The 20205-nt window shown below is 58.3% G+C and carries 17 protein-coding genes, 1 tRNA gene and 2 pseudogenes; 10 read left to right on the top strand and 10 right to left on the bottom strand.

The window, feature by feature from the left end; genetic code table 11:
- The 4 genes and pseudogenes from ABIB91_RS40515 to ABIB91_RS40500 all read left to right on the top strand — a co-directional run.
- On the top strand, positions 1 to 94 hold a 94-nt coding region (locus tag ABIB91_RS40515), incomplete at its 5' end, for an NAD(P)(+) transhydrogenase (Re/Si-specific) subunit beta (RefSeq protein WP_354160523.1).
- 438 nt (positions 95 to 532) lie between these two features.
- Positions 533 to 1761 (top strand): annotated as a pseudogene (locus ABIB91_RS40510) (Glu/Leu/Phe/Val family dehydrogenase).
- A gap of 305 nt (positions 1762 to 2066) precedes the next feature.
- Positions 2067 to 4094, top strand: coding sequence for a methyl-accepting chemotaxis protein (locus tag ABIB91_RS40505; RefSeq protein WP_354172648.1), 2028 nt, complete (start codon positions 2067 to 2069; stop codon positions 4092 to 4094).
- 822 nt (positions 4095 to 4916) lie between these two features.
- Complete coding sequence (locus ABIB91_RS40500) at positions 4917 to 6479, top strand: PAS domain-containing sensor histidine kinase (protein WP_354172646.1); 1563 nt, start codon at positions 4917 to 4919, stop codon at positions 6477 to 6479.
- A gap of 937 nt (positions 6480 to 7416) precedes the next feature.
- Here the strand turns inward: ABIB91_RS40500 and ABIB91_RS40495 are convergent.
- The 4 genes from ABIB91_RS40495 to ABIB91_RS40480 all read right to left on the bottom strand — a co-directional run bounded on the left by ABIB91_RS40495 (position 7417) and on the right by ABIB91_RS40480 (position 10099).
- Positions 7417 to 7644: a hypothetical protein gene (locus tag ABIB91_RS40495; protein ID WP_354172645.1), complete on the bottom strand. Its 228-nt coding sequence runs from the start codon at positions 7642 to 7644 to the stop codon at positions 7417 to 7419.
- Positions 7645 to 8239: 595 nt separating this feature from the next.
- Complete coding sequence (locus ABIB91_RS40490; protein WP_354172643.1) at positions 8240 to 8521, bottom strand: hypothetical protein; 282 nt, start codon at positions 8519 to 8521, stop codon at positions 8240 to 8242.
- Between the two features lie 904 nt (positions 8522 to 9425).
- On the bottom strand, positions 9426 to 9911 hold the full coding sequence (locus ABIB91_RS40485) for a hypothetical protein (RefSeq protein WP_354172641.1): 486 nt from the start codon (positions 9909 to 9911) through the stop codon (positions 9426 to 9428).
- Entirely contained in the window at positions 9908 to 10099 is a 192-nt protein-coding gene (locus tag ABIB91_RS40480; RefSeq protein ID WP_354172639.1) for a hypothetical protein, read from the bottom strand. Before ABIB91_RS40480 ends, ABIB91_RS40485 begins: the two co-directional genes overlap by 4 nt.
- 13 nt (positions 10100 to 10112) lie before the next feature.
- Between ABIB91_RS40480 and ABIB91_RS40475 the strand changes: the two genes are divergently transcribed.
- A tRNA-His gene (locus tag ABIB91_RS40475) sits at positions 10113 to 10187 on the top strand.
- 1082 nt (positions 10188 to 11269) lie between these two features.
- On the opposite strand, the gene ABIB91_RS40470 is transcribed toward ABIB91_RS40475, so the two are convergent.
- The 3 genes from ABIB91_RS40470 to ABIB91_RS40455 form a co-directional block, all read right to left on the bottom strand.
- Positions 11270 to 11671 (bottom strand): helix-turn-helix domain-containing protein, encoded by a 402-nt coding sequence (locus tag ABIB91_RS40470; RefSeq protein ID WP_354172637.1) that lies wholly within the window; start codon positions 11669 to 11671, stop codon positions 11270 to 11272.
- Entirely contained in the window at positions 11668 to 12186 is a 519-nt protein-coding gene (locus tag ABIB91_RS41915) for a hydantoinase/oxoprolinase N-terminal domain-containing protein (RefSeq protein ID WP_502917093.1), read from the bottom strand. Before ABIB91_RS41915 ends, ABIB91_RS40470 begins: the two co-directional genes overlap by 4 nt.
- Before the next feature lie 274 nt (positions 12187 to 12460).
- The gene (locus ABIB91_RS40455; protein WP_354172635.1) at positions 12461 to 13918 is read right to left on the bottom strand and encodes an MATE family efflux transporter; all 1458 of its coding nucleotides are present in this window, start codon (positions 13916 to 13918) and stop codon (positions 12461 to 12463) included.
- Positions 13919 to 15101: 1183 nt separating this feature from the next.
- Here ABIB91_RS40455 and ABIB91_RS40450 point away from each other — a divergent pair.
- Positions 15102 to 16025: a formyltransferase family protein gene (locus ABIB91_RS40450; protein WP_354172633.1), complete on the top strand. Its 924-nt coding sequence runs from the start codon at positions 15102 to 15104 to the stop codon at positions 16023 to 16025.
- 775 nt (positions 16026 to 16800) lie between these two features.
- Here the strand turns inward: ABIB91_RS40450 and ABIB91_RS40445 are convergent.
- On the bottom strand, positions 16801 to 17067 hold the full coding sequence (locus tag ABIB91_RS40445) for a hypothetical protein (protein WP_354128585.1): 267 nt from the start codon (positions 17065 to 17067) through the stop codon (positions 16801 to 16803).
- An 828-nt stretch (positions 17068 to 17895) separates the two neighbouring features.
- On the opposite strand from ABIB91_RS40445, the gene ABIB91_RS40440 reads away from it, so the two are divergent.
- From ABIB91_RS40440 to ABIB91_RS40430, 3 genes are all read left to right on the top strand, one after another.
- On the top strand, positions 17896 to 18108 hold the full coding sequence (locus tag ABIB91_RS40440; protein WP_354128584.1) for a hypothetical protein: 213 nt from the start codon (positions 17896 to 17898) through the stop codon (positions 18106 to 18108).
- A 220-nt stretch (positions 18109 to 18328) separates the two neighbouring features.
- A complete protein-coding gene (locus ABIB91_RS40435) occupies positions 18329 to 18565 on the top strand; it encodes a hypothetical protein (protein ID WP_354172630.1) in 237 nt (78 codons plus the stop codon).
- On the top strand, positions 18565 to 18795 hold the full coding sequence (locus ABIB91_RS40430) for a hypothetical protein (protein ID WP_354128582.1): 231 nt from the start codon (positions 18565 to 18567) through the stop codon (positions 18793 to 18795). Before ABIB91_RS40435 ends, ABIB91_RS40430 begins: the two co-directional genes overlap by 1 nt.
- 301 nt (positions 18796 to 19096) lie before the next feature.
- On the opposite strand, the pseudogene ABIB91_RS41910 reads toward ABIB91_RS40430, so the two are convergent.
- Both ABIB91_RS41910 and ABIB91_RS40420 read right to left on the bottom strand, forming a co-directional pair.
- Positions 19097 to 19364, bottom strand: a pseudogene (locus ABIB91_RS41910) (SOS response-associated peptidase); the annotation flags it as partial.
- Between the two features lie 22 nt (positions 19365 to 19386).
- The gene (locus ABIB91_RS40420) at positions 19387 to 19596 is read right to left on the bottom strand and encodes a hypothetical protein (protein WP_354128581.1); all 210 of its coding nucleotides are present in this window, start codon (positions 19594 to 19596) and stop codon (positions 19387 to 19389) included.
- Between the two features lie 219 nt (positions 19597 to 19815).
- On the opposite strand from ABIB91_RS40420, the gene ABIB91_RS40415 reads away from it, so the two are divergent.
- Positions 19816 to 20010 carry a hypothetical protein gene (locus tag ABIB91_RS40415; RefSeq protein WP_354172627.1) on the top strand — a complete coding sequence of 65 codons (195 nt, stop codon included), beginning with the start codon at positions 19816 to 19818 and terminating at the stop codon, positions 20008 to 20010.
- The last annotated feature ends 195 nt before the right edge of the window (positions 20011 to 20205 follow it).

Below are 20205 nucleotides of genomic sequence, written 5' to 3'. Positions count from 1 at the left end.
CGGCATCGACAATCCGCTGTTCTATCGCGACAACACCATGATGCTGCTCGGCGACGCCAAGAAGGTCACCGAGAACATCGTCAAGGCGATGTAGCCGCAAGGGGCTCAATATGGTTCGGGGCGTATCGATTGTTGCACAACCCCGGCGCCGGCGCGACGGGGCTTATCAATCGGCTCCCCCTGACAGCCGTGAGGCGTTTTCATCTCGCTTGCTCGATCCGCTGCAACCCAGGAGACATTCAGATGCCGCCCCCGCCCCTTGTGATCCCTGAACCGCAAGATGCTCCTGACCTTTCGCCTGCGACGACTTGGTTGCTGGCGATCGTGGCCGCCCTCGTCAATCTCGCTTTCGTTGGATTGGTCTTGTTCTGGGCGTGAGCACAAGATGCGCTCTTGCGGTGAAGGCGACTATGTCCGCCTCTGGAATTCGCATCACGCTTCAGAGCACGAAGCGTCCCGATGCATGAGCATTCAATGTTTCATATTCAGCTTGAGGAGCTAGCGTGACTGCATACCGTGGCCAGTGTTTGAGATGGCCGTAAAGCAATTCGAGGTGATCGCGAACTATCTGAGCATACCGGATGACGCGAGACCGCGCCTGTTGCTGCCGAAGCGATCTGTCACAGTGTCGTGCCCGATTCACCGTGATGATGGCACCACTGCGGTTTTCGAGGGCTACCGGGTTCAGCATCATTTGACGCTTGGCCCGACAAAGGGTGGCACCAGGTTCGCGCCAACAGTTGACCTTGGCGAAGTTGCAGCGCTTGCCATTTGGATGAGCTGGACGTGTGCTCTGGTCGGGTTGCCGTATGGCGGGGCCAAGGGCGGAATCAACGTCGACCCCTCGACCTTGTCGAAGCCCGAGCTTGAGGCGCTTTCGCGCCGCTATATGCAGGAAATGATTCCATTTGTTGGGCCGCACACCGATGTTATGGCTCCAGACCTCGGGACAAACGAACAGATCATGGCCTGGTTCATGGACACATACTCGATGTATCAGGGCCAGACCGTCACCGAGATCGTGACGGGCAAGCCGGTCAGCGCCGGTGGAACGCTCGGTCGTCGTGAAGCGACAGGCCGGGGTGTGGCTCATTTGGTCAGGCGCGCTGCGGACGAGCTCAAAATCCGCCTCAATGGCTCGACGGCCGTCGTTCAAGGATTTGGAAATGTCGGTTCGATTGCCGCGCTCGAGCTGCACAACATGGGAGTGAAGGTGATTGCGGTCAGCGATCACACCGGGGCGCTCTACCGGCCTAGGGGTCTCGACATACCCCAACTGGTCCGGCACGCAGCGTCGCAAGGGAGCCTTGACGGTTACTCCAACGAGCTTGCTCTTGACCCCGCAGAGATCTTGACCCTGCCGTGCGACGTGCTTGTTCCGGCCGCCGTCGAACGGGTCATCGACGCCGAAATGGCGGGTAGGCTGCGCTGCCGGATCCTTGCCGAAGGCGCCATCGGACCCACCACACCGGAAGCCGATAGAATCCTGGAGGGACGCCAGGACGAGGTGTTCGTCATTCCCGATATTCTCTGCAATTCGGGAGGTGTTGTCGTCAGTTACTTTGAATGGGTGCAGGACCTTCAGCGATTGTTCTGGGAGGAGGAGGAAGTCATGCGCCGCGAGTATCAGCTCCTGGATCGTGCATTCGATCGTGTCCTGGCGCGAAGCAAACGTGAAAAGTTGTTCAATCGCACCGCAGCCATGGCGATAGGGGCGAGCGTGTTCGCGGTGCCAAGGAAACACGCGGACTGTTTCCGTAACAGCTTCGTCTTTCTTTCGCCTGCCACCGCTGCGGGCCGATATCGCAGTCGCTAACCGAGCCACACGAATGAACTGCTCCAATCTAGCCTGTGCCCTCGCGCTGATGCGTTTCCTTGCGAGCTCGATACACCCGATCCGCTGGTAGACCAGTATGTCTGCCAATTCGCCCTAGACTTGGCTGGGCCGCTGCCGACAACCGCAGCGGCCGGTTTTTGTACATTGAGTGACTGTCTTGAGTCTTACGAGTTTTCCAATCGGCCGCAGGCTTGGCAAAGCCATGCGCCATCTAGTAGGAAAGAAAGCATTGTTCTCACCTCTCACACTTCGCGCGCTCTCCTTCAAGCGCACCTCATCGTGGCGCTTGCTCAAGCTGCCTGCCAGCCCGGGATTCGGTGCCTCATTACGCGTTAAGATCGGCCTGCTTGGCATTGTCGCGGTCATTGCGACCGGTGCGGTCTGTCTGGTCGGGCTGAACTACGCAGCGCAGGTCCAGCGTGATGCGGACGAGGCCGCTCGCTTTCGTGACCGGTTTGCGGCGCTCTCGCAGAGCTTTCTGGAATCGCAACATGTGACGACCGAATTCCTGCGCCGGCGTGACGAGGCAATGATCGAGCGTCATGCCGAGCTGCTCAAGCAAGAAGTGACGCTGCTCGGCGATATCGAAGCCTCTGCGGCCCAATTGCCCGAGGGCGACCCTCTCAAGAGCTCCTCCGGATTGCGCAGCGGGATCGACCTCCACGCCGCGCGCTTTCAAAACATCGTCTCGACCGAGCGCGCGCTTGGTTTCAACGGCGACCAGGGGCTTCAGGGCGGGCTCCGCGCGGCCGAGCTTCAGCTGCAACAGCGGCTTGCTGAGCTGGACCAGCCAAGGATGACCGCGCTCATGGAGACAATGCGTGGGCACGAGAAAGATTTCATGCTGCACGGCGACGAGAAATACGGGCAGGATTTCGACAAGTCTGGCGCCGAGTTCGCCAGGCTGCTGGCCACCTCAGATGTTTCCTCGGCCATTCGGACGGAACTTGAGGGTCTTCTTAAGTCCTATCAAGCCGGCTTTTCTGCCTTCACGTTCGTGCAACAATCGCTGAACGACGAGATGGAGGATATTGCAAAGGTTTATGGCAGCCATCGACCGGCATTGGCACGGGCGATCGCAGAAGCCGATCGCCGAAGCGCAGCGGCTGGCTTGCGGGCGACAAACGCCCGCGATCTCTTATTTTGGCTGGTTACTGGCGCGATGGGCATGGTCGCGACCTTTGCCCTGCTGTTTGGCCATCGCATTGGTGATGCCATTTCTCGAATGACGGCGGCCATGCGTCAGCTTGGTGCCGGTCAGTTCGCGATTGTTCTGCCGGGGCTTGACCGCAAAGACGAGATCGGGGACATGGCACGAGCGGTCGAAGACTTTAAGCACGGCATGCACCAGAAGGCTCAGCGCGACGTTGCCGAACAGTTGGAGCGCGACTGCCTGCAGGGCGAGCGAAGCCGCGCGGAGCTCGTGCGGCTTGCTGATGCCTTCGAGGCGGCCGTCGGTAACGTCATACAGACGGTGGCTGACGCCTCTTGCCAGCTTGAATGCGCGGCTCTTGGCCTTGCCCAATCTGCCAAGCACACGACCGGCGTTTCGAGCCACATCTCGACAGCATCCGACAGCGCCTCTTCCAATATCCAGCTCATTGCTGCCGCGACGGAGCAGATGATGACCTCCGCCTCCGAAATTGGGCGGCAGGTGCAGGAATCCTCGAAAATTGCGCTGGAGGCGGTCCGACAGGCGGCGCGGACTGACAGGCAGATGTCCGAGCTCACTGAAGCGGCCGAACGGATCGGCGACGTCGTTCGGCTTATTGCGAAAGTGGCACGCCAAACCAACCTGCTTGCCCTCAACGCAACGATTGAAGCGGCACGTGCGGGCGAATACGGCACCGGCTTTGCGGTGGTCGCGCAGGAAGTCAAGGCTCTGGCGGATCAGACTTCTTATGCCACCTCGGAGATTGCCGCGCAAATCGGCTCGATGCAGTCGGTCGCCCGCCAATCGGTGAACGAAATCGTCTCGATTAGTGCAACGATCGACCGCATCTCGCGGATTTCAGGAGCTGTGTCGGAGTCTGTCGAACAGCAGCTCCTGGCAACGCGCGAGATCGCGCAGAACATCCAGCAGACCGTCGCCCGAACCTCGGAGGTTGCCAGCGGAATGAGCCAGGTCGCCTATGGCGCCGCGAGCACGGATACGGCTGCAAGTGATGTCCTGCAATCGGCGCGGGCGTTATCCACGAGCAGTTCTGCGCTGCAGGCAGAACTGAGCCGCTTTCTTGCAACCTTGAGACTGACATGAGATGCCTATCGCACAACGGTCGACAAGCGAAATGTCCCTTGCGTAGGAACAGTCAGTGCAACCTGATGATCAGCAAGACCAAATCGCCGCGGAGACACCCCTGCTGTGCGCCGGCGTATATCTGCTCGACCCCGGCTATCGATAATGTGATACTTGCGTTGTCTTTTCCGCAGGGTGAGCCAACAGTCTAACGACTTGCGCTCTCAGAAATATCGAAGTTAGGGCGATGGGTGTTTTCGTGGATGAACGATTCTTGAAGGACCGGGTCCGGATCATCCGGAATCTGGCAGACGATGCGCCCTCGTTCATTAGGAAGAGGCTGCTGGACCTTGCGTTCCTGCAAAATAGATTTTTGGCTGCGATGCAGCCTACCGACGATTTCGCTGCAAGCTAACGGTCGTCGTGGAGTTCGCGCGATGGTGCTTGCCGGCAGCCCTCGATCGATCAAATTCCGCAGTCCGGCTCTTGCCTGCGAACTGTGAGCGGCGTCAGGAACTGCGGAGCGAAGCCGTGATGAAGTTGCCCCGAGTCAGGTATCGCCTTGTGCGCTGCAACCGACGCGTTCGCGATCCAGAGTTATCAACGGACGAGCATTCTCTGTAAACGCTGAGCGCGAGATTGAACATTTTGAATTACCTAGCTATAATTCCACTCTGTGCTGTTTGGCGTTAGCTGCAAGGTCGATGGCACGGCTTATTCGCCCAAGCCGGGATGTACCTGAAGGTTGAGGATCCACGACGGGATTGCAACTCCTCTACGACGTGAAGGGCCGTAAGATCGGTTACCCGTCTTCTAGTGCGCGATGGTGTGGAGGGGACAATCATGTTGTGGCATCGACTAGTCCGTCACGCTCCTCCGCCCGTCGTTAAAGAGGTGCCCAAGGAAATACGTCGCAGAGGGGAGCTCTTCGAAGAAACGCAACGCATTGCCCATGTCGGCTACTGGGAAGGCGATCTCGGAACAGACCGGATCACCTTTTCGGACGAAGCATCTCGTATCTTCGATCTGGCGCCGCGTGAGGGAACCATTACGATTGAGGAGGTGACCGAGCGGCTACATCCGGAGGACCGTGCGATCTGGCGCTCAGCGATAGCCCAGACGCTACGCGGCGGTCCTCGCTTTATTCTCAATTGTCGGTTAGTCAGACTCGATGGCGAGGTGCGGTTTGTCAGCAGCCAGGCCGACCTGACTAGGGACGCATCCGGCAGACCTCTTAGCCTCTTCGGAGTGGTCCAGGACGTTACCGATCTCAAACGGGCCGAGCATCTGACGCAGCTGGTTTTCGAACGTTGCCCTGATGCAATCTGCATCATTGGGCGGGACTACCGGTACCGACGCGTTAATCCGGTCTTCGAACATATGACAGGAAAATCGGCCAAGGATGTGATCGGGATGCACGTGGCCGATGTCTTGGGAAACACGGTTTTTGAGCAGACGGTCAAGCCGAAACAGGACCGGTGTTTCGCAGGAGAAGAGGTCAGATATGCCGACTGGTTCACGTACCCTGATACTCAACGATATATCGCGATAAGCCATTCACCCCTGTACTCCAAGTCGGATCGGGTGGAAGCCATCCTTTCGATCTTTCACGATCTTACAGACTATGCGTTGGCGTCCGAAGCCTTGCGATTGGCGCAGGCGAAGCTTGCGCATGCCAACCGCGTCGCGACCATGGGGCAACTCACGGCCTCAATTGCCCACGAGGTCAACCAGCCAATCGCTGCGGTCGTCATGAACGCCCAAGCAGCTTTGCGCTGGCTCGATGCCGATCACCCCAATCTTCAGCGGGTCCGTCAATCCCTGGATCTGATCGCTGACGATGGAGCACGAGCCGGGGAGGTCGTTAGCCGAATTCACGGACTTCTGAAGAAGGCACCGCCACGCAAGGATAGCATCGACCTCAATCGCGCTGTCCTTGATGTGATCACCCTCACTCGGAGCGAAGTCCTCGAGCACGGACTTCTTCTGCAGAAAGATTTCGCGAAGGATTTACCACTTGTGGAAGGCGATCGCATCCAACTGCAACAAGTGATTCTTAATCTAATTATGAACGCCGTGGACGCGATGAGCTCTCTTGCAAACGGCGTCAAGGAGCTCACGATTAGCACTTCAAGCGACGCCTCTGATCGCGCGCTGGTATCTGTGCGGGATACCGGGCCAGGCGTGGACCCAAACATCGAGAACCGCCTCTTCGAGGCGTTTTACACCACCAAGCCGGACGGGATGGGAATGGGGTTGGTCATCTGTCGTTCGATCATCGAGGCGCACGGGGGACGGTTATGGGTGACCGCGAATGAACCACGGGGAGCGGTGTTCCAGTTTAGCTTGCCTACAAAGCAAGACGACCATTCTAAGGGGGGGCCACGCCAAAACGTGGCAGCATGAGCTCAATCTCAAGCATGCTGCAGAGCCTGGGAAGGTAAGACCTCCTGGTGGAGCAATCTCTGTAAACCTTTCCAGCACATCTCTTTGCGATGAATGAAGCGCTTGCGTCCGCAAAAAGTCTGCCGACTGCATCAATTCACATTTACTCCGACATCATTGCATTACATCTGCGCTCACTCGCAGAAGAACCAAGCATCCGCAAGCCGAGCTATGTCTATACAGTGCATAAGCTGCGCCCGTTGCCCTTACTCCCACCGATCATCGCGAAATCTCCAAGGGCGTTAAGCGGCACTCCATCGTCCCGGTAGCCATCGTCGGCCGGACAAGAATATTAGCGGATCATGTAATCAAGCCCGATAAGATCCGAACGGCAATCACTGAGACACAAACGACGTGCCCAGCTGACCGGCTGTGGCCGTTTCAACGCTCGCAAACTCTGTCTCGGCTTCCCAGATATTAGATCACCTCCCACAAAGACGGTCGAGAGGCAGCCAAGCAGAGAGTGTTACGGAATTGTCGGTTTCGGACGCCTTCAATTGAGCCTTCCATTGCAAACGCCTAACGCGCTGTAGCTTCGCGCTGTGCGTATCGGGCGGGCGAGCACCGAAAGGGTGCCTGCGCTACCCGATACTGCTCTGCCGCTCTCCGAGATCTGCTTACGCGGTGCTTACGCGAAGAATGTTTCAGATCGGGCAGATTGCCTGTCGTGTCAATCGATCCTTTAATTACCATTCTTTCTCGCCGGTGGCACGCCGGTAGCGATTGCTCCGTCGGAGTCTGGTCGGGATTGCGGAGACGGATGCTGGCGGCGAGCTTTTCAATTCCGCCCGGCAACTGGACACCGATCCATTGCACCTCGTCTTGTTCTCCGTCTTTTCTAGCAAAGTAAGTAAGCTGATCTGAGTGTCTTGATCGGCTGAACCACCACGTGCCCGTCCTAATGAACTGCACCATATCCGAGAGCGATACCTGTTGGATGAAACTCCTCCTCCTCGACGGTCGCTTCCAGCCGCAGCGCTTTTGGGTTCTCGTCGGCGATGTTCGGCAGTGGCATGCGTTGTCCGATCCAGGCCGACAACAACGTGCGAATGGTGTTGCCATCGCAGCCCGGGGGAACTGCGTCGAATAGTTGACCGAACGGACTGGCCTCCAACTCGGACAGCACTTCGCCATTCGCTCAACTATTGAGCTTCGCCTTGGGAAAGTGCAGAAAGCGCCCGACGGCCTCGAAAAGTCGGATGCGTCCCGAATGCCCAATCGGGCCCTCACGAGATTGTCCTGCCCGGACTGTCGATCAGTGACGCGCAGTGGAGTCATCGTGTGATAGACGGAGCGCACCATCGCCCAGGCAAGCCAGGTATCGTATTTCGTGATTACTGCGCGGGCCTGGTCCAGCTCCTTGTGAGGCGAGGCTCCGTTTGCGCTTCCGTTTCCTGCGCGATGCGCCTTGTCGATACCGTCAAGCCAAAGAAACACCCGCCGCGGCGACGCGGTTTGTCTCAGGCTTCCAAACCGCTCACCGGCGATCTGCGCTACGAATTTGAATTTGGTGCGGCATGCCTCATCGACGCGGCGTTCTTCTAGGGATTTGGGCCGCTGTCGGTCACGCTGCTTGAAAGATGGTGCTTCGTCCTGCACCCAGTCGCGCCACAGCTTGATCTCGGCCTCGGTGAATACACGGAACATGGCGCCTTTAAACTCGAGCAGTTTGAAGAAGCGGCCTCCGTCGGGATCGCCGGGCACGATATAGCCATGTTCGATCAGGCCAGTGAGGAACGCTTTCGGATCGTTGAAGAACTGGTTGATCGGTGCGCCGCCCATTTTTTTGGTACCGTGGTTATATTGTCCGTAGATCTCGCGCTGATCAACTGGAGCAACTGGTCTTCGATGGTGCGCGGCTCTCTGAGGACATGGATGATCTGCTGCATGAGGATGGCGAAGGTGAGGGCGTAAGCGACGTAGCCATCCCAGATGCAAAACCATTGCGCCTGCACCGCCTCGTCTCCGCGATGCAGCATGACGTTGTGGAGATAGATCTTCACCGCTCGAAGGATCTGTCCTGCATGTCCGTCCTCGGCATTTTCGATAGGATGTGGAGACGATGAAACTTGGAACTGAGGCCGACATTCTCGAGGATCGAGGCAGCTCGGTGCAATTCGAGCGCAGTCCATTCCAGCCAGAGCGTCATGCCAATGATTTCGGGGTAGTACAGGCTCGGAAACTCTGAAATTCCGAGCTGAAATGTGGCGCTCTCGAAGGCGGCATCCAGGAACTGGGATCGAAGGCGAACGCGGTACTCGCCACGGCGCCGGATAGAAGCCAAAGGATGGCAAGGGTCGCGGTAGACGTTTGCGTGATTTCTGCGAGACCTCGCCGTCGCCGAGTTCTTCGTTGAAGATCGAGAACAGCGTCGAGTTCACCTCATCCATCGGTCCCATGCGATGCACGTTGCGCAGCCAGGCGCCGTCAAGGAAATTGAAGGAGTAAGCTGCTTGACGCGCTCGATGACGTTCTCAGGGTAAAGAAGTAGGGGTTGTGCTCCTCGTTCGCAGCGTTGTAAGGCCTGCCATTCTCGGTCAGACGAACTCCATGCAGTCGTCATAGATGTCCTTCATGCGCGCTTCGAACACGTCCTCCGAGTACCGGAAAAGGCCGGACATTGTTCATGAAATTGAACGCGCTTGGCAATTTCTGCACGTCGCGACCAACCGAATAGATCGTCCTGGCTGCGGTCGTCCCGGAATGCGTCCGCAAACCGATCCACGACGCTCGGCACAATCTCGCGCATGGGCTTGAACGTGTCGGCGTCTGCTTCATCCTCCCTGCCATCTGCTGGGATCAAGGCCACGGCCCTTTCACGGCTGGACTTCGTTGGTGAAACTCCGACTGGCAGGACCAATTCTGACGGGCTCGTTCAATGGTTAGGACGTAGCACTTTGAAGGCGATCACGTCGGTTCGATTCCGTCACCCGTCTCCATCATCGCAGGCCCTCGGTTTGGTGGGGGTTGGACCCCATAAGTCTGACTAGGCCGGCGCGACCCCGGCGCCTGCGACGAATCTCTCTGGCAGGGCCCGTGTGCCGCGATCGGACCATTCCGGTAATGCCCGTAGTCCGTCGCTTCTTGCTCCGTGACGAATGAGGCCACCCTATGCGCGCCCGCGCCTTCCCCGAGGCTGCACCGGCTTACGTCGAAGCAGTGCCGGAAAACGACATAGCCGCCCGCTTGCTGGGAATATGGCATCATCCGGTAGAGGCTGGGTACGCACGCGCCGGTATCATGTTTGTCGATCGCCTCGACGAGCGCGATCAGGTCGACCCAACCATCAATCATCGTCCGTTGGTGATCGCTGCTGTCGACGTAGATTCCGGGTCCTTTGTTGGCTTCGCTCTGCCGATATAACTCGGCGAGGATCACTTCGATCATGGTCATGACGGCAGCACCATTTCGCGGGTTTCGATCTTGTCGACGTAGTAGGCACCGTTGCGTCCGCCGCTCCCGGCGTTGTGCCGGAGCTCGACGAATAAATCGACGCGATGGGCTTGGGTCAGGGCGTTGTTCAGCGCGGTGACCGCCTTCATGATATCCGATGAAGCGTCGCGCTGCTCTTTCGTCGCCATCTCTTCTTCTCCCGCCGGTTTAGCTCAATGGTTCGAGCGCTGCGTTGTGAACGCGGATATCTCGGTTCGACTCCGAGGGCCGGTACCATCACAGAGCGGGCATATCGCCGCCTGCCGCCAGTTCGAGGCCAAGAAAGACCGGATTATTGCCGGCCGCCATATAGCCGCTGTAGGTGAGCGTTGGAGCTCGGAATGATAGGCCAAACGCGGCGCACCAGCACCGCCGGTCATAGCCGCCGGCATCTTCGTAGACGTCTTGGCCATACCTGACCTGCTCCCAGAAGACGCGGCCCATCGCCGCTGTGTAGGGGCCGCGGCCGATCGCGGCCGGGGCGCCATCGACGAGCCTGTCGACGCGGCGAGCTCGACGTTGCCACCACCGCGCGCGCTACCGCGGGATGCAGGGCCACCCGTGAACGGTGGTGCCGAAATATTTCTCCAGAGCATCGAACGTCTGTTCCTCGATCATCTGATCCTCTAAGGGAGTGTCGTCTAGTAGTAAGACACCGGCTTACAAAACCGGCTATGTCGGCTCGATTTCGGCCACCGCTGCCAATTCTTGATCCGAGAGCCTGCCGACGCGGCGGACCTCGCCGATGAATCTGAGCATGAACTCGTTGCGTGCGAGCCGTCGCGATCGGGATCGGCGCCGATTATCCCCGGCTTGTTTCGGTCCCACCAGCCTTCCCGGTTCTTCTCGTACCAGCGACGGACGAGATCCGCCTCTAGGTCACCCGTGATGTGACGTCCATTTTGCTTTTCCCATCATGAGCGCGCGCCTGCGCGGACTTCTTCGACCTATTCGGCCGTGATCCCGCCGTTGGCGACGAAGCAATCCCACGAGCCCGGTTTCAGCAACCCGATCGCTCGCAGCGAAGCACCAGCTGGCGCGGGGTTGTTCCGTACATATCGGCCAGGGCGATAACCATGCGGCGAATGAATTTGTTTTGCCCGGCCGTGTGACTACGGAAGGCTGCCGTCAGCATGTCCATATTCATTAGGCTCATCGTCGTTCTCTCTCGTCAGAACGGAATCTCGTCGTCGTGCAGCACACTCAGCGCCTTGCGCGGCCGGACCCGCTCGAGCAGATGGAAGACCGGTCAGCGGATCGGGTAGGTGACCTTGCGCCAGAACTACTGGCGCCGCCTCCGTCGCTCCTCGCGCCTGACGTCATCCTGATAGTTGGCCTGCCGCTCGAGCTCGGCGTCGACTTCCCCCGCAAGTCAGGTACCCAGTCTTGGAGCAGCCCCCTGTTCTCGCGTAACGATCTCTCGGTCGGGCGCGGTCGGCTCGACGCCCATGATCTGCTCCAGCGGTCACCTCGTAAAACGATGCCAGGCGCTTCAGCAAAGGGATGTCGACCCCGAGCGATGTCTTCTCGACGGAAGCTAACAGCGACGCATGGATGTCGAGCGCTTCCGCGACGGCCCTGATCGTCAGCTTGCACGCCAATCGCAGCCGCCGCAGCTCGGCACCAAATTCGGACTGCGTTTCGCTTTCCTCCACGGACGAGTCTTCGCCATCGTCGCGCGGCATGGACGCAAGCGTGGTCTTCATCTCGGGGATCTTCATTCCTGCCACCGTTCGCATGCGCTTGATGACGATGGCGGTCCCGACGTCCGACTGCCGATAGGCTCGTCTGCCCGAAGCCGTCTAGGCCGGAGATAGAAGTCCCTGGGATTCCCATACCCGGATCGTTGAAACCGACACACCAGCGCGCCGGGAGACGTCGGATATCTGAAGCAGTTGTTCACGCGGTTCGAACATTGGGCAATTTCAGATTTCTGAGATGCGCCGACAATGATCAGAGGCTCGGGCTTCAACTGGTAGGGGTCGTACAAGAATTTTCGGTGTTGGCGACCGATCTCGATCGTGTCGCGGAAGCCCTTTGTCGTGATGAACGCTGCGGCCGGGTAGTTCCGCTCGATCAGGGCGTTTGTCGCGGTCGTCGTGTCGTGCATCAGATAGCTGATGTCGCCGAGCGGGATGCCGGCCGCCTTGAGCCACCGGAGGAGACGCCGGAAGTTGTAGCCAACGGCGGCGACCTCATGACGCGAGCCCGGGGCGGAGATTTTGGAAAAACCCATGAGCTCCGGGCAGTCGAACTATAAATGGAGTTCATCTCCCATTTGTGGGAGCATTCTTGCATTAGCTCTGCGATTTCCAGGCGTCCAATGCACCGTGTCTCGTACCTTCGCAAATGCTGACCTGCAAAATGTAGGGTAACAGTCGCGGTCCGGTGCAACGAAAGACAATCGTCTGTTCTAGTTGGAAGATCTTGCAAGGCTTCGATAAGAAGCTTTTATGCGTGTGATCAGCTCGCCCCCTCAGTCGTCGAGCGCGGCACTGGAGTATTGGCTCCTAGCCCGAGTCGGGCGCTCGATCTGAAGCATCGCTGGCCTCTGTAGAACCGGCTCTGCTCGTCAGAAGCTGGAAACGTAGGACGAGGAGGGCGGCGCAAACGGCCTTCCCGATTGATAAGCCAATCCAGATGCCAATGGCGCCTAAGCCGATTTTGGAACCGAGCACGTAACTGAGGGAAAAACCAATCGGCCAATAAGCGATGCCGGCGAAAAGGAGCGGCACGCGCGTGTCCTTCAGGCCGCGCAGTCCACCCGCCGCAATGCTCTGCACCGCATCAGTAATAAAGAAGCTCGCGCCAACCAAGATGAGCTTCGCAGCGAGTCCGATCGTTGCGTCGGCATTGCTGGCCGATTTGCCGACAAACAACGCGGCGATCTCAAAACGCGCGACGATCACCGCAAGCGTAAGAATTGCAGCGATCAGGACCCCGAGCAACATGGCGGCCAAACCTGCCCGCGTTACGCCTGAGGCGTCATTGCGACCTACTGCGTGCCCAACCCGAATGCTCGCCGCCATACCGATGCAAAAAGGGATCATGAACAGGATCGTGACGACCTGGAACGCGATCTGGTGGGCGGCAACCGCCGTGGTGCCGATCACGCCTATCAGGAGCGCCATAGCAGAGAAAAGTCCGGAGTCCATGAAAATGGCGATCGAGATCGGCGTCCCGACCACGAAGATCTGCCGCATCAGCGGCCAGTCGAAGCGCCAGAGATGTGCGAGCACGCGGTAGTCACGGAAAGGACGACGCATTGTGGCGAACCACAAACCAGCCAAGAAGGTCGCACAGTTCACCAGCGTTGTCGCAAGGCCCGCCCCGAACAATTCTAGACGCGGCAGGCCGAGCTTGCCGAAGATCAAGAGATAGGCTAGCAGCGCATTGAACGGGATGGCCGCGAGTGTGATCCATAAAACTGGCGCGGGCCGGTTGACCGCAGTCATGAAACTGCGGATGGCCAAGAACCACAATGCCGGCAAGGCGCCCCAGGCAAGTCCGAACAGATATTGCTGAGCGAGCCGTGCTGTGGCTGGCCCGTGGCCGAGCGCGAGCACAATTTGTTCGCCGCCTACCGGCAAGGCCATAATTGGCACCCACACGGCGAGTGCGGCCCAGAGGCCCATGCGCAGCGAGCGCCGCACCATAGCCGGGTTGGCGGCACCACACGCTTGCGCGGCGAGCGGTCCCACCGCCGACACCACGCCAGATCCCAAGGTGAGGACGACGGATAAGACCATGCCCGCGAGCGCCGCCGCGGCAACGGCCTCGGTGCCGATGCGGCCGATGTAGGCAAGATCGGTTGTCATCATCGCGATCTGCCCGAGCTGCGTTAGCGCTATTGGCAACGCGAGTTTCGCAGTTTCCCTGAGTGCGGCCGTGAGGTGATGGCCATCTACACATTTCGGCAGTCGATTACGCCACGATGATACCGGTTTTGTTTCGGCTGTTTTTTCCATGAAAGTCAGGCTGCCCCGGTTTGCATCGGTCGAGCAAACCGATCGCTTTCTTCACTGAGAGGATAACCTCCCCGCCCTTGCGAGTTGGCAGCGTGATGTCTATTGCACGATGTTCTCACGCGATGACGAGCCACTCGAAAATGGCGGCGAGAATTCTGACCGCAAGGGTGATCTCGGACAATTTCTCGTTTCAGCGATCGTCGCCGATGACGTTCCGTGTTGTTGCGTTGAGTTGTGTCTGGTTCAAGACGTCGACGTCCCAGACGCGACAGTGAGACGGCAGTATTTCGTCAGCGCGGCGAGAGGCGCATTGTTTCTTCAAGAAAGCTCGCAGAACGTCGTTTGGCACGTCGGTTGCTAGAGATGCGGGGTCCGTTACGGCCATGCCGGTCTCGCAGCAACTATCCAAGAGCTCAGATGAAATGTGCCCGGTTGATTCAAAACGCCTTGCTGCCGCGTCTCGCGCGCGCCTCCATGGCGAGGCTCTCATCTGACGGTGCTTCAGTTTGCCGGCGAGGACGGGATTGCCCTGTGTACCCCGTACGGGACGAATGCTGGCAGTCAAAGAGGTGCTGCGGACCACATTCGAAGTGATGTGATGCGAGCAGTTAAAGATGATCAATCTGGTGGACGTCAACCTACGAAGCTGACAGCTGGCCGCAGTCCGGTGTTCGCTCGTAAAAGGCCAATGGGCTGATGCAGGACAGTTGGGACCTTCGAGAACGATTGAGGCGACGAGAAGATCTCAAGGTTGAGCTTCTTCGCGCTCAATCGGACGTGGCCAGGTGCAAAGCAGAGTTGGTGGACCTCGAGCAGAGGCTGGAGCGTGAAGATGGCTCATCGGTCTTCTGCGGTGCATGCCAGCGCGCGTCTCCGCCAAACGCTGCGGCGCGTGACGGGCGACCACGTAAATCGCGAAGTCTCGCGGATCCCATCAGTTCACGAGCGGATGCTGTGGGGTTCACCAGTCGATCGCGGGACCGTTGAAACGCGGCGGCCACGCGGATCACCCGCGTGGAGGTGTTGTCATGGGTTACGAACATCACGGCTCATGCGGGTTGGCCTAATCGCGTTGCCAACCCGGCGACGGGCTGGACAACGAGATGCGGCCGTACCATTCGGCTCTACCGTCTTTGTCGGTGCTGGTATGCTAGCTATCAGGTGCGCGCTGCTGGCAAGAAAGATGGGCCACGTCATCGGCGCGGCATTGTGTGGCGACGCCCTATTACGCGATTGGGCTGCTCGCGCCGATATCTTGTGTGTCGCGAATGTCGAAGAGTTCTCCGCCTTGGTCAATAGCGAGCCGGTGGAGTGGATGTTCTCCATTGCCAATCCGTTCATATTGCCCGCAGACGTGTTTCGACGCGTGCGTCGAGGCGCGTTCAACTACCACGATGGTCCGCTGCCACGCTATGCTGGGACGCATGCGACGTCTTGGGCGCTGCTGGCCCAAGAGACCGAATATGCCATCACGTGGCATCGCATAGATCATGGTGTTGATACGGGTGACCTGGTGGTTCAACGCCAAGTCCTGATTGGACCCACCGACACCGCGTTAAGCCTGACCCTCAAATACTATGAAGCCGCAGTCGAGGGATTCCGCGAGCTTTTAACTGGCTTAACGAACGGGACGCTCGCCGCCCGTTCGCAGGCGCTAGCGAACAGAAGCTATTTTCCAGGCGGCCGCCGCACGGATGCTTCGGGGTCTCTGCGATGGGATAGATCCGCGCAAGATCTATCGGCGATGGCGCGCGCCTTAGAGTTTGGGCTGTATCATTCCAATCCGCTGTGTTTGCCCAAGGCTCTCCTGGGGAATGACGTTGTCACAGTCATGTGCTTGGAGCCACTGCCTCGGCGCTCGGGCTTTCCGGCAGGTTGCCTGCTTGAAATCCATCCCAGCCACTGGCGTGTAGCGACAGGTACAGAGGATGTTGATGTTTGGTTCTGTAGCTCGGATGGTGAGGCTCTGGACGCGGGCGCACTTGCAAGGCGCTCCGATCTGGATCAAGGCGATCGCCTCCCGATTCTAAGCGATGACGAGGCACGCAGCATAACTGTTGCCCATGAAATGTTGGCGCCTCGAGAGAGTTTGGCGACAGCGGCTTGAGCCGTTTAAGACATTGCAGCTCCCCTTCCCGTCATTTTCAGAAGCTGTGGCTTCCCCCGGACGACAGTCGAGTTCCTCGCTGTTTAGTGCTTTGGCCGAGTTGGCGCCAGTTGATCGCACTGAGTAATTGTGTGCTTTACGGATCTATCTCGCCCGCATCACGGGTGAATCAGAGCTTCAATTGGGGTGGACACCCGCACCGAATGGGTCGCGGGCCGGGTTGAAGGCGGTGGAGATGCTTGTCGCTTCTGTCGTGCCAATGGAAATAACCATTGACCTTGCTCATGAATTTGCGCGGTGCGCGGGACGGTTGGGGCCGAATGCGCCGAGCTGAGGGCCCACGATAGCTTCGCGCGGGATCTGATCGCGCGTTGCCCGGCATTACGGATGATGGAGGTGCTGCGGTCGTGCCGGCCCTGGCCCATAGGCGTCACGGTTACTGAAAGCGGTTGTTTCGCTGCTGGTGATCTGGCTTCGCGCCCCGAGTTCTGAAGCGGTCCCGTCGGGCCATTTGCTGACGTTTGAGGTTTGCGCTCTGGATGGGAGCTTTCGATGACACTTTGATGCAAGTCGCTTGGCGCCTGAGCAGATCGACCGTATGACGCAGCATTTGCAAAATTTGTTGTGTGCGGTGATGGCCGATGCGGAGCAGCCGGTCGGGCGGATCGGGCTGCTGGATCTCGAGGCCGAGCAGTCCAACAGTGCAAATGACGGTTTGTCTCCTCAACCGACGCGGCCCGCGCCCACGACATTCGAATCATGGTTGCCCATGGATTCAGAAGCCCGCAACAAAAGCAACTGTAATGCTAAACCTCCCCCGATAGTAGTCGAGTGCTGCCGAAGTAGAACTCATTGATGGCGTGAACTTGAAATATGCGAGTTGAGGACGTCTCGCGCCGATGCGCGCAACCTCGTAGGCCGACGCGGCCCGATGCAGCATTTGATACTCGCAATCAACAACAGTCTCGGGAAGGGCAGCGCCGTGGACGTTCATGCACTCGTCTTCTCCAACGATGCCGTTGGCATCGAGTCGTGCATGCATGATCTAATGTCTGGCTGCCGCGTGAACGAGGTGAATCGTAGGCGCGATTTTTTTTTGCGCGACCGCGTCGGAGGTGAAAGCACATCTTGGTCAATTGACAGGAGAGTTGCTTGAATTCCGCGAAGTGGCCGAGGCAATTGAGTTTAGACAGACACTGAATGCGAAATTTCATCACTGCACCGGCTCAGTGATCGCTGGCGCGCTAATGTCACTGGGTTATTAGCGCGCGGAGGTCGGGCTTGGCCGAGTATGGTCTGGCCGCGCGCGCTGCATTTCGAGCCGCGAGAGGTGCGCTCGGGTGCTTTTTTGCCTGCTACCTCGCGAGGCGCCCCGCTAGTTAAGCATTTTGTCACCAGTTATTGTCACCATATTGCCATTGCAGATGAGTCGCGATTTGCGGCCCGGAATTCCTGAAGTGTTTTGAACCTGGGCACCCCGGGGTTGGTGATCTCCTTCACAGAAGAGAGGCCAATGTTTAAGGTCTTCACGGTGGTCGTTGTGGCGCTGATCAGCACCTAACCCACGGTCGGTACGCGGCGATGGCTATGCTGCGGCAAATTGGTCATGCGTTTGGATTTTAGATAGTTCTTTGCGACGGAGACGCGTCATGGACGGCATCTCATGGGCCGATCTCGACAGGGATGAACAACGCGCAATTGCGATATTGGGAGCGGGTCTTTCCATTGAACTGTGCGCCCCCCTTGCTCTCCTGACGTTAGGTCGGCTCGGTCTGACCATAGGGTCTCATTTGACGGCTGCTGGAGACACTTTGCGAAGAGATGCCGTTTTGAACGGTTTAGCAGGGTAAGCACAGGACTGCGCTCGGGCATGCCAAACGCGATCGAACTCATTGTAGACGGTTACGTTACCCTGCAAGACCGCAGGGCTCTCGACAATTTGCGCATGCAGCGCCGGAAGCTGGCCGTAGACCTAAAGGCGCTTACCGGTTTTGATTGCCGGCCAACAATCCAGCAGATCGAGGAAGATATCGTCGCGATCGAGGCTGGGCTGGCGCGGTTGGATGAGGGGGCGACGAGCTAACCTGCCAAGGCGTTATAGACAAATGCGGCCCGGGTATCTGGCTTGGACTTGGTGCCACGGTCTACCCGGCTCCGACAGTGCGGTCGCGATGCGTGCCTGTGTCCTAATTCCCACACTTGCGATCAAAAGAGCATCCGTTTGTCACCTTTCGAACAGACAGGCCAAATCCACTCCGGTCCAACTCCACCATTGGAAGCAGTCATCGGTTGGGGGAGGCGAAATGGAACGTTCCCTGTTAATTGAGATGACGCGCGACAAATATGTCGAGCGATGCAAGCAACGTGCCTTCGATCATCTCGACCGAGGCGATCTTAGGAACTCGGTCGCGTCGTTTGTCGCCAATATGAACGCGCGTCCCGATTGCGAAGTGCCACACTACTTGGCAACGCTTGGCGCTTCGCTGCTAACGGCGAACGATGCGCTCGGCTGGAGGGCGCTCATTGAAGGGTTGAGGTGATGGCCGATGATCGACATGCGGGATCAGAAATGAAGGAGCGCGACAAGGCGTCTCCTCCATCCAGGTTCTTGGTTCGCCAAGGGTCGAAGGGCTGGATGGTTTACGACCGGCAACGTAGGGGACCGGCAATGGTTGGGACCGGTGTGGCGGTCAATTTGACCAAGGAACAAGCCGAGCGCATCGAGCGGGTGCTAATGGATAAGCGCGAACGTGGGATCATCCCCGATTAGGGCAGAATTCTATTACGGTGTTGGGTTGATTGTGTGCAACATGATAGGGGCTTAATGACATATTGTATAGTCGTCAGAGCATCTGGACGAGAGCTAGATCGCTTGCGGACACATGCCGCACAGATTGCGCGCGATCAGAAATCAGATTGGTGGGTGGAGGCAACTGAGAAAGGAAAAGCATTTTGCTTTGAGCACGCAAACGCGCGGGCCTCATTCAGTGCGGCCTGCGAAAGAGACAGTATTCAGTTCAGCGACGTCTAAGTGGCATAAGAGGATTGAGAGACCAGTTATCGAAGGCAGGGTTCTCGGGCCTCAGCCATCCGCGCCACTGCGGCGACGACGTGTTGCGGATGTTGGTGACCGGCGGCCCGCCTGTGCGCGGCGGCGACGGCATTGCCCCAGCGTATCATGCTTAGCCTCGCGTCCAGTCTCGGTGTTGCGAACCGTTGGAGCCGGTAATCCGGAAACACGCCCGGCATCGGTGCGAGGTTTCCGACACAGCGGTTGACGACGCGGGACAGCGCGATGATTGCGGTTTGATTGGTGGTGATCGAACAGAGATTGCGCAAACGGAGAACACCGGCCCGCGACCTACTCGACGTCGATCATTCGCTGCTTGGTGACCCGCAGACTGCGGACGTAATAGCCTTGTCCCTGAACGGCTGACTTGATTTCGTCGCTGACCTTGAGAACTCGTTTCCTGCTCTTGCGCCACTTATGTGCAGAGCAAAGCATGGGTACGGCAGAGCCTGTACTTAGAACGAGTAAGTCGCGCTTGTCATTGCGATAGACATCAAACATCTTTCGCCCCCGCTGATCATATTGAAACAAGAATGAAATATATTTCGGTTGTCTCGATGGACGAGCTTAGTATCTCGAATGCCCGTTGTAAATCTGCAGCGCCCGCGAGTTTTGCTTCGCCGCTCCCAAATTAACGGCGAGCTGAGGTAACACTGCCGGGGTGTGAATCGCGGGGAAATCACCGACGGGCTGGCACGATCAACTTAGGTTTCTCTTTGTATGTTGTTCGTATGCCCACGCCAACGCATCAACTCTGCTCTAGATCAATACGAACTGGCCGTCGATGAGATCGTCGCCGCTTGTGACGGTGATCTGCGCGGTGCGCTTCGAGCGCTGATGCTCTTCAATGAGCAGCTAGAGCAAGAGCTGGCGCGTATGAGCGGGGTCCGTCCTCCTGACCAGCGACTGCACTAACCTTGGATAGTTCAGCGAGTCGCTGGGCATCGGTCTAGGTTGCCGACATAGCTGTTGATGACGCAGCGCGATGATCGCGGCTTGGTTCGTGGTGATGCTGTAGATGGGGTGATTGCGGTTGCTGCTCGAAAGGCTCAGCCTGGAAGGGAAGCCGGCGAGCCGGTGGCAGCAGGAGCGGGAACATGAAGCACTATG

It is taken from the genome of Bradyrhizobium sp. JR4.3 (genome assembly GCF_040547695.1).
Taxonomy (GTDB): domain Bacteria; phylum Pseudomonadota; class Alphaproteobacteria; order Rhizobiales; family Xanthobacteraceae; genus Bradyrhizobium; species Bradyrhizobium canariense.
Note: the sequence above shows the minus strand (reverse complement) of the source record. Positions and strands in the feature narration are given on the sequence as shown.

Bases quoted from the DNA above. Each gene is read 5' to 3' on its own strand.
- ABIB91_RS40500 (WP_354172646.1), top strand. From the start codon at position 4,917: ATGTTGTGGCATCGACTAGTCCGTCACGCTCCTCCGCCCGTCGTTAAA.
- ABIB91_RS40485 (WP_354172641.1), bottom strand. From the start codon at position 9,911: ATGACCATGATCGAAGTGATCCTCGCCGAGTTATATCGGCAGAGCGAA.
- ABIB91_RS40480 (WP_354172639.1), bottom strand. From the start codon at position 10,099: ATGGCGACGAAAGAGCAGCGCGACGCTTCATCGGATATCATGAAGGCG.
- ABIB91_RS40470 (WP_354172637.1), bottom strand. From the start codon at position 11,671: ATGAAGATCCCCGAGATGAAGACCACGCTTGCGTCCATGCCGCGCGAC.
- ABIB91_RS41915 (WP_502917093.1), bottom strand. From the start codon at position 12,186: ATGGGTTTTTCCAAAATCTCCGCCCCGGGCTCGCGTCATGAGGTCGCC.
- ABIB91_RS40455 (WP_354172635.1), bottom strand. From the start codon at position 13,918: ATGGAAAAAACAGCCGAAACAAAACCGGTATCATCGTGGCGTAATCGA.
- ABIB91_RS40450 (WP_354172633.1), top strand. From the start codon at position 15,102: ATGGGCCACGTCATCGGCGCGGCATTGTGTGGCGACGCCCTATTACGC.
- ABIB91_RS40445 (WP_354128585.1), bottom strand. From the start codon at position 17,067: ATGCATGCACGACTCGATGCCAACGGCATCGTTGGAGAAGACGAGTGC.
- ABIB91_RS40440 (WP_354128584.1), top strand. From the start codon at position 17,896: ATGCCAAACGCGATCGAACTCATTGTAGACGGTTACGTTACCCTGCAA.
- ABIB91_RS40435 (WP_354172630.1), top strand. From the start codon at position 18,329: ATGGAACGTTCCCTGTTAATTGAGATGACGCGCGACAAATATGTCGAG.
- ABIB91_RS40430 (WP_354128582.1), top strand. From the start codon at position 18,565: ATGGCCGATGATCGACATGCGGGATCAGAAATGAAGGAGCGCGACAAG.
- ABIB91_RS40420 (WP_354128581.1), bottom strand. From the start codon at position 19,596: ATGTTTGATGTCTATCGCAATGACAAGCGCGACTTACTCGTTCTAAGT.
- ABIB91_RS40415 (WP_354172627.1), top strand. From the start codon at position 19,816: ATGTTGTTCGTATGCCCACGCCAACGCATCAACTCTGCTCTAGATCAA.